This window comes from Xenococcus sp. PCC 7305, assembly GCF_000332055.1.
GTDB lineage: Bacteria > Cyanobacteriota > Cyanobacteriia > Cyanobacteriales > Xenococcaceae > Xenococcus.
Map to the genome: position 1 here is coordinate 1 of NZ_ALVZ01000078.1, position 13,777 is coordinate 13,777.

Genomic DNA, 13,777 nt, shown 5'->3' on the forward strand with positions numbered 1-13,777 from the left:
TAATCTGTCAGAACTGAGTAGCCAAAAATGATTCTGATAAGCTATGTTTCATAAATTCTATGACAAAAGCTTGGAATGAATTGTCCACATTGTTGCTCAACTAAATTTTCACTGCTACAAAGAACTACTAATCTAGGTTATAGAATGTTCCGGTGTAAGCTATATCGTCGAATTTACAATGAACGTAGCAATACTCAATTCAACTATGTTGAAGTTCCCACAGACATTATCTTTCAAGTGATATTCTGTCGGGTACGCTATAAACTCAGTATCGAGATGTCGCAGAGCTCTTTTTGCTTAGAGGGTTTGTCTTCACTCACTTTCAAGCTGCCCAAAGATTTTGTCTAGCAGTGGATGAAGTTTATAATTTTCTGAGACCTCGAAATCAGATGGGAGAATTCGTATGTCTATCAGAGCGAAGAAAGATATTTCTCGATAATCTTGTACTTTTTTACTTTTGTATTTATAAACAATTGTAATTTTGTAAACTACTATAAAAACAGTTATATAAAACCTAAATACCTAATAATTATTGAGAATCTCGAATGTCGGGAAATTCCCTTTTCTGCACTTCAAGTTACAATGTAATTATTGTAATTACCTTTAATTATGTCTCAAGTAGTTAGTACTAGATTACCTGATGATACTGCCGAACGCTTAAAAAGATTTGCTCGTCGTTTGGGTAAAACTCCCAGTGAAACGGGTGCGATGTTGATCGAGGAGTCCTTGCGAGAGACTGAATTTGCTTTTATTGAATTTCGTAATTCTGCTGTCGGGCGTTCTGCATACATGAAAAATTCTAATCTGGCTGTCTGGCAAGTTATGATCGTTGCTCGAAAATATGATTTACAACCAGATAAAATTGTCCGACATTTTCAACGCCCCCTAGAATGGGTTTTGGCCGCCCTTAATTATGCTGAAGCTTATCCCGTAGAAATTGAAGATGGGATCTCGGATTATCGAGCTCTCAACTATACTGCGTTGAAACGGATTTTACCCCAGGTGGAATTAATTAAGGTTCCTTCTGAGGTCTTGGTTGAGCAATAGCAATGTTATCGTTCCTTTTAGATGAAAATATTTCACCTGTCGTAGCCAACGAGATGCAAAAAAAGCGCCCTGAAATTGCCATAACTTCTCTGTTCCATTGGCAAGAAGGTAAATTGTTAGGTCATGGTGACGAATTAATTTTAATGGCTGCAAATGATGCTAATTTGACTTTAGTAACCTATGATTTAAAAACAATTCCTCCTTTATTAGTCGAATGGGGAGCTGCTGAAATTTCCCATGCTGGTGTAATTTTTATTGACGACCTATCTATTCCTTCTAATAATTTTGGTCTAATTATGCGCTCTCTAATTTGGCTTTGGGATCATTATGCTCAAGATGATTGGCAAAATCGTTTAGTTTTTCTCCAGCCCGTTTAGCCCCCTTAGCGGCTTATTTTTTTATCTATCTAGACTTTTTGTAATTTTTTATTTTTGTAATTTTGTAATTTTGTGTTTTTGTTAATTTGTAGCTTTGTTTTTACAAATTAAGATTTTACTGATTATCTTTTTTAAGGCTTTTGACTGTACGCGATCGCTTATCTGGTGGCCAACTGATAGTCTGATCTATATATTGCTATTTTGCTAATAATAGTTTTTTTCTCAGTTTTTGCTGCCGAGTTCGTTTCTGACAAATTCACTCTCGAAGCTTGAGATGATCGTATTGGTATGATTTGGTTTGATAACGGAAATGAGCCAGAATAAAGATAGTTCTTAGATACCCAATTGCTTATGACCACTATTAAAGAACAATTGCTGCTGGCGATCGAATCCACACCTGAACCGATTTTGGAACAAATTCTTAACTATCTCGAATACCTCCAAACCAGAGCAATCAAACCTGTCACCACCTCGGGCACAGTAACAACTAAGGAAGGGAAACCCATACTGCATGGTTCTAAAGGTAAAGACCTACTGAAATTTGCTGGAACTTGGCAGGGTGAAGATTTTGAGGAATGTCTCCAGCTGGTTTACGACACCCGTTCTCCAACTGAGTTCTGATGTATTTACTAGACACCAACCACTGTAGCCGCATCATCTTCGGTGATCCTACCCTCATTCAGCAACTACAACTTCACAGTGAAGCAGATGTTGCTACTAGTGTCATCGTCCTGGGAGAACTTTCCTACATGGTAGCTAAATCCGAGCGAACAGCAGCTAATATGCAGCAGGTCAGAGCTTTTCTCAACATGATCGACCTTTACCCTATCAACCTGACAACTGCTGAAATTTACGGCTCTATCAAAGGAAAACTGGTTACTGTTTTTGGTCCCAAAGATAAGAAACAGCGACGAAACTTTAACCCACAAAGCCTGGGCATAGGAGACAACGATCTCTGGATTGCTGCTACAGCAATTCAATACAATCTCACAGTTGTCTCTGCCGATAGTGACTTTAAACGCATTCAACAGGTAGAACCACTTGCCTTAGAATCGTGGGTCTAAATTTTCACGCTTTCGACATTAAAGGTAAGAAGTGTTTCTGCTACAACGACGTTAGGCGATCTCTTATCTGGTGGCCAACTTAAAGTTCTATCTATAGTTGGCTGTTGATCGCTACATTAAATGGGAGATTCCTAGTTTCTTACCTAATTCAGAATTTTTTAGATAAGCTTGTCTTTCCTGATGGGTCATTACTTTAGTTCTACTACCCACCATGATCTGTTCTGGGGTTAATAATTCTGCCTCTTCCCCATTGACTTTGATGTTTTTGACTGTAGGCGATCGCTTGTCTTTTTGTGAATTTAAAGGCATATCCATCTTCAATTCTTTAAAAAATTTTTTACGCTTGATTATTTTGAAGACTAGTCCTCATATTGACTTCATTTTCTCCCGCTCGAACCATAATGTTACGCACTAAACAACCAAATATACGCCATCCTACTAAACTCAGACTGGCGTGACGCGTAGCTCGCAATAAATCTTCTAGTTTTATTTGTATTACCCCGTCAAACACTATGGCATTGGCAATTACATCAGATGAATCTCCTGGTAAGGGTGGCAGATACATATTTTTTGTTGATTTAAAGCTGAGTAGATTACCTAGAATACTTTTGATATTGGGATAATCTTGAGTAATTTGCTCTATGCGAAATAAAGCTGCATATTGACGTCGATTGGGAACAAGATCGCAGGTAGAAGTTGCAATGACAAACTTAGTATTCGTGATGCGTTCTCCCATAAAATAAGCACAATCAGAACTTACAATATCACCTTGTAGAAGTTCAAAACTGTCCTCCTCTTCACTTATTAAACCTTGTGTAAGCATTTTTTGATACTCAATAGGTTGACGTACCAACGCCCCCTTAGCATTAAAAGTTGCTTGTTTTTTACCTGTTTTACCGAGTTTTTTAGCGAAGGATTTAATTATTTCTATGGTGTCGGTATTGTGAGAAAGATCTTGTAACCTAGTTTCTAGATCCTTTAAATTATTTGGCGGACTGCTATTAGATAGTGTAGTATCACCCAACTAGGTTAAACCTCCAAAGTACTATTTTATGCTTCAAGTGGCCGCTCTATTTTATGGGGATCTAGGATTAGATCGTCGTCTTCTTCTTCTTCCCAACCTAAGTTTTCAACTTCAAGAGGTTGGAAACTATTTCTGGTAGGTAATTGTGGTAATTCACCTAATTGTGCTACTGCTTGTGTCAAAACGGCAATAGTTTCTTCATCAGGATGTTTTTGGACTGCACGTACCGCCACAGTAATCATGCTTAACCCTCCTTGTAGACGATCTACATCTCGCGCTAAACCTTGAATTGCCTGAAAGTCACTTTCTTCAATAATTTTGTATTGACCTGTTTTTGTAGTTATTGTTGCGATTGCACCATCTTTGATTGAGGCTAAAGCTTTAGCACCTTCACTACGAAACTTTTCAAATGATGGCCAGCTTCTAGTTAACCTTAGATTGAATTTTCTGTTCTGAGTTTTGGTAGTTAACATAATTAAAACCTCTTTGTTAACACAATTAAAACCTCTTCCTTAATTTAACTCTAACGAAAAACCAACGTAAAGTCAACGAATTAATTGATGACTTACTCTTGTAGATTTGTAACTTTGTAAATTTGTAAATTTGTAACCTGAATTGGAGTCTTATGGGTTCTGATTTAATTCAGTAACCAATAATGATTGCATTAACTCTTTAATCGTCATGCCTTTTTGAGCAGCTAAGATCTTAGTTGCCTGATGCTGTTTTTCCGATACTTCAAAGGTGATCCGTTTAGTTTTTCCCTTGACTTCGGATTGGGTCGAAATATCCTGATTACGATTTTCGACCCAATTATCAGGATCTTGAGCTGCGAGATTTTTTCCTGGTTTGGTACTAAGCCTTGATGATTTCTTCTGTGACATGACGCTCTTGTTCGATGGTTTGTAATAATTCGTCTACTAGGGCATTAATTTCAGATGCCGCGATAGTTTTGGGAGCGGTTTCTAATACGGTACTGCCAATATTGAGACTTTCGGCAAAGGCAATTCGTTGCGAAATTGCCGCTGTTAATACGGGATAGGGATACTCTTGCAAAACATCTACCGCCTCTTTGGCGATCGCAGTGTTGACGATTTTACGATTGATAACAAACCTTGCTATCAAATTGGGTTTATAGATTTCGGCTTCTTGAATCAGTTCAACCACCGAATGGGCTGCCCAAATATCTAAGGGCGAAGGCTGTATGGGAATGAGAATAAAATCGGCCGCTAAAATTGCCGATCTGGTCAGGTCAGAAACTCTCGGCGCACCATCGATAATGACATAATCGTAGCCCTTAGCTAATTTGGCGATTTCTTTATGGATTATCGGGCGATCTAAACCGATAACACTAAAAGGAGCATCGCTTTCTCTGGCCATTGCCCAATCCCTGGACGATCCTTGGGGGTCAGCATCAACTAACATCACTTGGTAATTGCGTAAGGCTAGGGCATGGGAAAGATGTAACGCAATGGTGGTTTTGCCCGCACCACCTTTTTGATTCAAAATGCCTATTTTCATGGGATGGGGTTTTTGTATTTTAGAAAATGCCTATTTTTACATTTGTAATTAAGTAATTTTGAAATGATGTATTTTTGTAAAAATCTTGCGAGCAAAAATCATTTAACTTCATTGTTTGTAAGAATTTAAGTCCATAGAACTCGGCTGCTCGATTTCTGTAATATCGGATATCCCATCTCGCTCCCGAGGAATATGGGACAACATTGATAAAGATGCGATCGCTCCTCTAACCTGTTCAGGTTTAACCTCTAAATATCTCTGCAATTGTTCGAGGTTACGATGTCCTGAGATTTCTTGAATGATTCTGAGGGGAATTCCGGCGTTACTCATTTGAGTTAAAGCGGTACGGCGAAAGCTATGGGAACTAATACCGATTAAACCGATTCTCTGACAAGCTTGCTTAAGTAATCTAGCGCCACTATCAGGATGTAGATGACCCTTACCACCCTTGCCTGGAAATAAATAGGGATTATCGTATCGGGTCTGATAATTGCTCAGTAATAATCGTAATTCTTCTAAGACTGGGATAGTGCGAGTTGCCAATTTATTTTTAGTATTTTTCTTGCGGATGATTAGTTCTGGCCGAACCTGACCGTAGGGATCGTAGACATCAATTTTTTGTAAGGTGACAGATTCATTAATTCGACAACCTGTATAAAGACAAATACCAAATAACACCTGATCTCGGTCTTTATCTGTCCCGTGATTGAACAATAATTGTATTTCTTCTGGAGTTAAAATTTTCGCTTTACCATGTCGGTCTATTTTCATGGCGGCATTACCATCGAAGTCCTTATTCTTAATCGAATCACAATTAGTTCCCCAAGATAAAAATATTTTTAAGAAGTCTAACTATTAATATATAGTCTTAACAGTATACAAGATTTATGTTAGTATACAAGAGTATTTAAACAACTATGCTAATGTCTAACAAAGCTCTTAAAAAACCAAGCATTAATATCAGAACGAGTCAAGAGATCAAAGACAGATTCATCGCCATTCGCGATCTCCATAACTGCGAAAATTTTGAACAGGTTTTGCTTTTGCTCTTAGATAATTTTGCCGCTCCTGCTGCTGCCACCAGTATTAACGAGGAGTTGCTGGCACTGGAGGCTGAGGAGTTACAAGAGGTCACAGAGGCGATAAAGAATAGTGATTGCTCTTTATTAGAGATCGTGCAGGCTGGAACTTTACAAAGAGCTAGATACTTAAATTCCGTATCGAAAAAAGAATATGATTTCGAGAATTTAACCGATGAGGAGTTGAAGGAAAAACCTTTCAAAGGTGTGGCCAGTTATCGCATCAATCAAGCTGTAGAGATGATCATCAATCACAATAATGCTCAAGGGGAAAAAGCGAACAAAGTCTGTTTGACCCGAGGCATTATTTTTAAGTTGACAGGTTCAAATCGAGCAGCTATCAACAAGTTTTTTGACGATTATCACATCATGATTGACGACCATAATCAGAAGCATTCACTGACGGATAAAGATAATCGCAAAGGTAAAAACTTTAGCTTCGAGCAGTTGTTAGGAGTTAACTAAAAATGGCGATCGCTAGATTAGCAGAATTTCTCACCAAGCTACAACCTCTAACCGATGAGCAGGAGATAAAAATTCTTTGTAATCACGAATTAGATTATTTGAGAAGGGAACTCAATATCAAAACTCTTTTTAGCGAGGCTGGCTATCCGAAAGCTGTTGAAGGTGATGCTCGAAGATTAAAGGTACAAGTTTCTAAATATCGCAAGGAAATTAAAACTTTAGCGACTAATGAGAAAAATAGTTATTCAAAAATCAAGAATGGGGAAAAGATTTATTTCCATAAGGCACTGAAATATTTTAATTTGGAAGATTATGAAAAACAGGATGTTACCAAACGCGATCGCTCTAGAGTCACGAAAGATAAAACCCATCGACCTAGTTTTAATGCGGTAAAAGTTATTGAAACCTCTTTATCACTTCTAGATAGTGAAAGTTATATTAGCAAAACCTTAGGCTTATATCTGTTGACTGGCAGACGACATAGTGAAATTTTAATCACGGGCAATTTTGAAGATGCTAATTTTAATAATTGTCAAAATGAATTAACAAATCAATGGCTAGAAAATACCATTGAATCAGCTCTATTCACTGGTCAGGTAAAACGCAAATCTCAAGATGATATCGGCTATAATATCCCGCTTTTAGCACCATTAGATACGATCTATGAAGTCATCGCCTGGTTACGGGAGTATAAACCCCATCAACCAGGACAAAGACCTAAAGGCTCTAAGGAGTTAGGTTTAAAATGTCGCAAAGTATTTGAAGAAACCCAACTCTTACCCCTACCTTCAGGAAAAAATAATTATTTGAATCCCCATAATTTGAGAAGTGCTTATTCTGCTATTTGTTGGCAATTATATCGTCACTCGAAATATGGTTTTCGTTGTACTGAAGATTTATTTATTAAAGAAATCATGGGTCATACCGAAGATTCTACTGAGTCGGCACAATCTTATTTAGACTATGAAATAAGTGATGTACATTTAGAGCAACTACTGAATTATTATGCCTAGAAAATGTAAAGCCTGTACTTCTAAGTTACGAAATGAAATTGATTTGAAGATCATGGAAGGTGCTAGTTTTACCTACCTGGCTAAATGGTGTTGCGATAGAGGTTTACAAATAACAGATACCGCCTTAAGAAAACATGCTAATAACCATATAGAAGGTTACGACCCTAAAGTTTTTTCAGAGGTCAAGAAAGCTCCTAAAGTAGATAGTATTGCTAATCAATTACCCGATCCGACAATTGTAGATTTTCAAGCCTATTTAAAGAAAATCGATTTAGACATTAAAGAAGCGATTAAAGATGAGAAATGTGAAAAACAAATCCAATCTTTGCGATTATCCGTAGCTGAAAACTATTTTAGATTGTCGGCAATATTAAATCAAAAATTAATCGATTATTCCGAGGGAAAAACTAAATTTCCCATGGAACAAATTAAAGGATTAAGACTATTATTTGATATTTATACTAAGGCTACTGGACTTGATTTAAACGTTGATCATAACAAAGCCTTTGAGATTATCCGTCGCTATTATGGAATTGCTACGGTATTCCGTGAATCTGAAGATGTATTATTCGTACAAGAAGAAAAGTCCGATGAAATAATATTAATTAATACTAAAGAGAAAACAGTTACTATTGAAGAAAAATAATAATTTATAAACCATGAAAAAAATAATATCATTCTCTGAATTTTTAAAGATGGAAACTTTAGATATTGAAAAATATTTACAAAAATATGATGAAATAACAATTGAAAAAATTCTTCTTGATCTTAAAATATCTAATCATCCTTTAAAGGGAATAAGAACAAAAGTTGAATATGAAAAATTAGATATTAACGATAAAAATTTTCCTATAGATAAAATTCACAAAGATAGCATTAATGCTGCATTTTTTATTATTAATAATCCAGATGAATATTTTATAGAAGGTGATACTTCTTTAGAGTTTCTACTTTTATGGGCAGACTTAAAAGAGACTACCTGTTCAATAGGATTATCTTTTTTACTTGAAAATCAATTACGACCTTTTTTAAAGGAGATATTAGAAAAAGGCTTTATTGATGAAATAATGCATGATTTTATTATTAATATGGCTGATGTCTTACTTGCTACATGGCAGATGCTTTATAAATATTCAAATATTATCGAACAATATCTACCTAATTTTTTTAGTGACTTAGGATATCTTTCTTATTCACCTCTAGAAATATTTCAAGATATAGTTAGATATAAATTTGAAGACCCTCTTTACTTATGTTTAAACGACTATTATGTTTCAAGTAACGAGGATTATAAAAAATTAGCATTTTTTTATAATAAAGATTTAAAAAAATCTTTATTCAATGAAGAACGACAAAAATATCAAGGACTTTTAAAAAAACATATCCCCAACGGTCATTTAGAAGGAAAAATCAATCATACTTTTTACTCTATTGCCAGCTTACAAAATATTGAGCCATTAAAAGAGTTGTATGAGTTCAAACAACAAGCAATTAGAAAAATTTGTCGTCTTCAGATAGAGACAAATTGCAATCCTAAGTACAGGCCATTAAAACTTTTATCAAATAAATGGTCAGAGGGTAAAATAATTTAGATGTTTAAAATCATATTTAAGGACTATTGGGTAATTTATTTATATTACTAAGTTAAGAAAAAATGTTAATAAAATAATTACTTAATTGCGAATAATCAAATTTTTATATATTAATGCAAAATGTCACTCGACAAAAAATTTCACTTAAACCGCGTCTAGATAGAAAACTCGAGTTTTGAGATCAAGAAGTCAGGAGCTAAAAGCTATTATTTAAGGCTTTCAGGTTCAAAGTATTGGCATTTTTGAAGACTACGGGTTTCAAAGTAGACGCGGTTTAAGTGCAAAATTTACAATTTTTTACATAAACACCTTATATACAAAAAAGAGAAAATTAGCTATTCATAGATCATCCCAAAATACCGAGGAAGATTAAAAATGGCCATGACACGAATGACTTTCAAGCTCGAATCACAACAAAAACAAGCTATAAAAGATCGTGCAAAAGTTGAAAAGAGAAGTCGAAGTGATCTCATCCGGGATGCACTCTGCCAATATTTGCAAAAGCCTATTTTAATTGCATATTACGGCTCAATTTTACCAACTAACACTTAAAGATATTTCAAACAAATTACCTTAAATCTTTAATTTTTTTTAGCTGTTTATCTTACGGTCAAGCTCAAAAAAATTAGCAAAATTTGAATATTTTCATTTTTTAGAGGAAACTAGGGAAATCCCAGATTGGAAGTAAGGAAATGAGCAGAACAATTTTCTCTCTGAAAATGTCAAACATATCAAAAAAAGTTTTTTATGCTCTCCTTAAGATGGCAAATCACACCTTGAGCGATTTCCGCTCTGATGAAGTCAAGCTAAATCTGTATATATCCCAAAGTTAAAAAACCGCTAGCTAAGTCTCCGACCAAAGATTCTTCAGCTAACGATTTTTTGATTTTTTTCGTACATAACTCTGCTCCAGCTAATAACTGAGGGCAGCTATGACCATGACGTTTTCACAGCCATATAATGTTATGCCCATTCTACAAGATTCAAAGCAAAAACATCAACAAAATGATTGCGCTTCAGCCCAAGAAAGTTTAAATTTACAGCAAAACGCAGCAATTAACAGTAATAAAAATAAAAAGTCTTATAAAAGACTAAAAAATAATGATTTGAAACATTTTTGTCAAGAAAGGGGCTTAAATGTTGATTGGATTCTTGCCAACTGTAGCTCAGTAACCAGTAAAGAAGCGAGTGAATTACTAGGATACACAGCTAAATCACCAGGAATTTTAATTCAAGGTGCCAACGGTCAATTCCAATTCCGCCCCGATAAACCCTGGAGCAATAGACAGGGTAAAAAAGCCCCCAAATATCGAACTGCTGCTGGTGATGAATACGATGCCTTGTTACCCAAACATCCTACAGACAATTCCTACTGGATTAATATCGAAGATCTTAAGCAAAATTGTTACCAGATCGATGGAAATCCCATGCTACTAGTAACTGAGGGGGGATTTAAAGCTATATCTGCCTGTTCTCACAATATTCCTACCTTAGCTCTTCTGGGAGTAGAGATGGGACTAACTTCTAGTAAGGATAATCCTCAAGGAAAACGTTATCTCGTTCCCGAACTAGAGAGATTTGCCAAATTAGGTTTTGGTTTTATCCTAGCCTTTGACTGTGATACTTATTCTAATAAATCAGTTATTAGAGCATTAATTAAATTAGCCACCCAACTACTGAAATACGAAGTTCCAGTTTACACTTTACCTAAATGGGACGAAAGTGAGGGTAAAGGTATCGACGATTATATTCAGAAAAACGGAATTGAGAAATTTCGCCAAGAACTTATTACCCAATCTACTGGCTTTAAGACTTGGTATCTCGAACATGGCCAGGATGCTTTTGATATCAAACCCCCTAAAGCCGATATTATAGGCACCAAAATTGCCGAAAAATATCGAGATTACTGGGTTTACTGTGACGAACTAAAATCTTGGTTAGCCTACGGCTTAGAAACTAAAGGCATTTGGACTATGGTTTCTAAAGAATATTTAGCCGCCGAAGTTCATGCCATTCTCAAAGCGAGAAATATTGTCGGTTATGGAGCCAATGCCTATATCGAAAATATTATAGGGACATTGAAACGGGAATTATTCCTGCGTAAATGGGAGGAAAAAAATTCAACCGATTGGCTGCCTTTCCGCAATGGGGTTTTAGAGTTAGCGACCAACAAACTACACCAACATAGTCCAGGATTTAGATTTACTTGGCAACTGCCACGGGATTACACCGTAGTAGAAACGGGATGGAACAACATTGATACTTGGTTAAACGAAGCTACTCAAGGCAATGAACAATATAAACAATTACTAGTTTGTTTCGCGGCGGCGGTACTCAGAGGGCGTAACGATCTGCAAAAATTCCTGCATCTGATCGGTGGTGGTGGTGGTGGGAAATCCACCTTCACCACTTTGCTAACTGCGATTATCGGTGAAGAAAATACGGCCACTTTAAATTTACCAGACCTGGAAGATAAACATGAAATAGCTCGTATTTTTGGCAAGCGATTAGTTGTGCTACCTGATCAGGATAAAGCGCCGAAGAAGATGAGTAATTTCAAACGCTTGACTGGCCAAGATAGATTGTCAGGTCGCAGATTATTTGAAAATGGCTTCGAGTTTGTCTTTCAAGGTTTAGTAGTTGTTACCAGTAATTTTCCTTTATTTCATACCAATATAGGAAGTTGGTTAACTCGTCGCGTCAATATGATTCCCTTTGAGTATCAATGCCCGAATGAGAAAAAACGTAATCTGATGGCGGAATTTAATTCCGAGTTGGGGGCTTTCACCAGCTATTTGTTAAATATTCCGATCTCCGAAATAGAAAATACCCTCAAGGGTATCGGACAACAATCTCTTTCTGGAACAGTTTGGGAATCTCAAATTAGAAGTGATGGGCTTGCTGCTTGGGTCAACGAATGGGTTATTCAAGATAGTAATGCGATGGTTCCAATTGGCAGTAATGGTAAAGAATGGTTTGGCGATCTTGATTATGATGCTGGAAGTTCTACTCTATATGGTAGCTACTCTCTTTATTGTCAAAGATCTAATCGTTCCACTAAAGCACTGCAAAATTTCTCAGCCGAATTATTAGAATTAGTTAACCGTACTTTAGGATGGAAAGCTGCTAAAGCTCGTGTCAAAATAGCAGGCCAAACAATTAGAGCAATTAAAGGTTTAAAATTAAGGTCTTATTTAGATGATAACCCCACTGTTGAGGAAATTTTAGAAGGTGACAACCTTGGTGACAACCTTGGTGACAACCTTGGTGACAACCTAAAACCTTTGTCAAATAAGGAAGGTGACAGAGGTGACAACCTATTTTTAACTAATGAGAAAAATAATAATAACTTCTCTACCTCTTGTGACAATCCTTCAACTGTCACAGTTACCTCAGAAGTCAAAAACAATAATTCTTTGAATAATTTCTTTGAGGTAGGCACTATGGTCACTACCCAGTCACAGCAAGGCTTTGAGGCTGTCACCGAGGCTGTCACCGAGGCTGTCACCGAGGCTGTCACCGAGGCTGTCACCTCAAAAATCAACTGGCAAAGCTATCCCTATAAAAACAGTAGTGATATTTACACCTTAAAAAACAGAGCTTATAAAGTTAAGGAAAGAATTTTCAATTCTGTTACGAATAATGATCTGATTAAACTTTATGCAACTGGAGAGGTCAGTGAACCAGAAATAATTTGGATTAAAGCTAATTTACTAACTGAATCTGAACTACAGCAATTAGAACAGATTGAAGCAACCACACAAAGTAATTTGTTCGATAGTGAAAACAGTCAAGAGCCTGAATTTTCAGCTATTGAGGTTGGCGATCTGGTAATCGTTAAAAATAAGCAAGTTGAAGCTCAAGTTATTAGTCTCGATAACCAAAGCGGACTTTATCAGATTGTTTATCTAAATTCAGACAAAACTGTTTGGGAGGGCTTAGCTAATTTAACTAAACTCAACAAGGTCTAAAAATTAAAATTGAATCTGAGTAATCGTGATCTCGAGAAGATCTGCTTTGCTGATCGCTGTATGTTGTAGATCGACAAATTACTCTGTTTTACAGTGATGTTTGAATTTCTTATCCTGTACTTTTTATATCAAACATTGAAAGTGGTCTTTAATGCTTTTTAGAATTTCCCAACATTTTAGATTCTCAATTACATTTTTACATAATTGCAAAAGTTAAAAATTACAAGATTATCTTGAATATAAGGGCTAGTCGATTTTTGTGGGAATTACACTGTGGACGCAAAAATCAACAGTTATTTGAGAAGGCTCTGAACTGTTTGGCTCAAGTCATACCAATTCGCGTTCTAAAACGTAATTCTCAAATGAGGAAAGTAAGTCATAGATTTAAGCTGTTCAGGAACAGAATTGAAAAAGTTGAGACCTTCGCATAAAGTATCAATGACTTTCTCAAGAGAATCAAAAACTTCGTTGTAGAAATAGTGTTCTCGAATGGCTTCCCACAAGTGTTCAACGGGGTTAAGTTCAGGGCTGCGAGAGGTTTGGAGAATTAAACGAATATTTTCGGGAATATTTAACTTATCGGAAATATGCCAAGAGGCTTGATCCACCTGCATGAGAATAAAATAA

Annotated in this window: 16 protein-coding genes and 2 pseudogenes; 11 read left to right on the forward strand and 7 right to left on the reverse strand. The window is 36.1% G+C overall.

Annotated elements, in window-relative coordinates:
- Window positions 1-75 precede the first annotated feature (75 nt).
- The 5 genes and pseudogenes from XEN7305_RS30235 to XEN7305_RS02620 all read left to right on the forward strand — a co-directional run.
- Window positions 76-320: pseudogene (locus XEN7305_RS30235) on the forward strand (IS6 family transposase); the annotation flags it as partial.
- Between the two features lie 289 nt (window positions 321-609).
- Window positions 610-1,047 carry a CopG family transcriptional regulator gene (locus XEN7305_RS02605; protein ID WP_006507778.1) on the forward strand — a complete coding sequence of 146 codons (438 nt, stop codon included), beginning with the start codon at window positions 610-612 and terminating at the stop codon, window positions 1,045-1,047.
- 2 nt (window positions 1,048-1,049) lie between these two features.
- On the forward strand, window positions 1,050-1,424 hold the full coding sequence (locus tag XEN7305_RS02610; RefSeq protein WP_006507779.1) for a DUF5615 family PIN-like protein: 375 nt from the start codon (window positions 1,050-1,052) through the stop codon (window positions 1,422-1,424).
- A 351-nt stretch (window positions 1,425-1,775) separates the two neighbouring features.
- On the forward strand, window positions 1,776-2,045 hold the full coding sequence (locus XEN7305_RS02615) for a hypothetical protein (protein ID WP_006507780.1): 270 nt from the start codon (window positions 1,776-1,778) through the stop codon (window positions 2,043-2,045).
- Window positions 2,045-2,488, forward strand: coding sequence for a type II toxin-antitoxin system VapC family toxin (locus tag XEN7305_RS02620; RefSeq protein ID WP_006507781.1), 444 nt, complete (start codon window positions 2,045-2,047; stop codon window positions 2,486-2,488). The genes XEN7305_RS02615 and XEN7305_RS02620 overlap by 1 nt, the downstream gene beginning before the upstream one ends.
- A 111-nt stretch (window positions 2,489-2,599) precedes the next feature.
- Here the strand turns inward: XEN7305_RS02620 and XEN7305_RS02625 are convergent, their stop codons facing one another.
- The 6 genes from XEN7305_RS02625 to XEN7305_RS02650 form a co-directional block, all read right to left on the reverse strand.
- The gene (locus XEN7305_RS02625) at window positions 2,600-2,803 is read right to left on the reverse strand and encodes a hypothetical protein (RefSeq protein WP_006507782.1); all 204 of its coding nucleotides are present in this window, start codon (window positions 2,801-2,803) and stop codon (window positions 2,600-2,602) included.
- Window positions 2,804-2,825: 22 nt separating this feature from the next.
- On the reverse strand, window positions 2,826-3,512 hold the full coding sequence (locus XEN7305_RS02630) for a hypothetical protein (RefSeq protein ID WP_006507783.1): 687 nt from the start codon (window positions 3,510-3,512) through the stop codon (window positions 2,826-2,828).
- Window positions 3,513-3,538: 26 nt separating this feature from the next.
- Window positions 3,539-3,985, reverse strand: coding sequence for a hypothetical protein (locus XEN7305_RS02635; RefSeq protein WP_006507784.1), 447 nt, complete (start codon window positions 3,983-3,985; stop codon window positions 3,539-3,541).
- Between the two features lie 150 nt (window positions 3,986-4,135).
- Complete coding sequence (locus XEN7305_RS02640) at window positions 4,136-4,393, reverse strand: hypothetical protein (protein WP_006507785.1); 258 nt, start codon at window positions 4,391-4,393, stop codon at window positions 4,136-4,138.
- Window positions 4,365-5,030: a ParA family partition ATPase gene (parA, locus tag XEN7305_RS02645; RefSeq protein WP_006507786.1), complete on the reverse strand. Its 666-nt coding sequence runs from the start codon at window positions 5,028-5,030 to the stop codon at window positions 4,365-4,367. The genes XEN7305_RS02640 and parA overlap by 29 nt, the downstream gene beginning before the upstream one ends.
- Before the next feature lie 108 nt (window positions 5,031-5,138).
- A complete protein-coding gene (locus XEN7305_RS02650; RefSeq protein ID WP_006507787.1) occupies window positions 5,139-5,801 on the reverse strand; it encodes a site-specific integrase in 663 nt (220 codons plus the stop codon).
- A gap of 152 nt (window positions 5,802-5,953) precedes the next feature.
- Between XEN7305_RS02650 and XEN7305_RS02655 the strand changes: the two genes are divergently transcribed.
- The 6 genes from XEN7305_RS02655 (at window position 5,954) to XEN7305_RS02675 (ending at window position 13,150) form a co-directional block, all read left to right on the forward strand.
- Window positions 5,954-6,574 carry a hypothetical protein gene (locus XEN7305_RS02655; protein ID WP_006507788.1) on the forward strand — a complete coding sequence of 207 codons (621 nt, stop codon included), beginning with the start codon at window positions 5,954-5,956 and terminating at the stop codon, window positions 6,572-6,574.
- 2 nt (window positions 6,575-6,576) lie between these two features.
- The gene (locus XEN7305_RS02660; protein ID WP_006507789.1) at window positions 6,577-7,587 is read left to right on the forward strand and encodes a telomere resolvase; all 1,011 of its coding nucleotides are present in this window, start codon (window positions 6,577-6,579) and stop codon (window positions 7,585-7,587) included.
- Window positions 7,580-8,233 (forward strand): hypothetical protein, encoded by a 654-nt coding sequence (locus XEN7305_RS02665; protein ID WP_006507790.1) that lies wholly within the window; start codon window positions 7,580-7,582, stop codon window positions 8,231-8,233. The genes XEN7305_RS02660 and XEN7305_RS02665 overlap by 8 nt, the downstream gene beginning before the upstream one ends.
- Before the next feature lie 13 nt (window positions 8,234-8,246).
- Window positions 8,247-9,179, forward strand: a complete 933-nt coding sequence (locus XEN7305_RS02670; protein ID WP_144053185.1) for a hypothetical protein — start codon at window positions 8,247-8,249, stop codon at window positions 9,177-9,179.
- A 390-nt stretch (window positions 9,180-9,569) separates the two neighbouring features.
- A complete protein-coding gene (locus tag XEN7305_RS30240; protein WP_369792504.1) occupies window positions 9,570-9,731 on the forward strand; it encodes a CopG family ribbon-helix-helix protein in 162 nt (53 codons plus the stop codon).
- Window positions 9,732-10,144: 413 nt separating this feature from the next.
- Entirely contained in the window at window positions 10,145-13,150 is a 3,006-nt protein-coding gene (locus tag XEN7305_RS02675) for a phage/plasmid primase, P4 family (protein WP_052035121.1), read from the forward strand.
- Window positions 13,151-13,494: 344 nt separating this feature from the next.
- Here the strand turns inward: XEN7305_RS02675 and XEN7305_RS28855 are convergent.
- Window positions 13,495-13,777: pseudogene (locus XEN7305_RS28855) on the reverse strand (hypothetical protein); the annotation flags it as partial.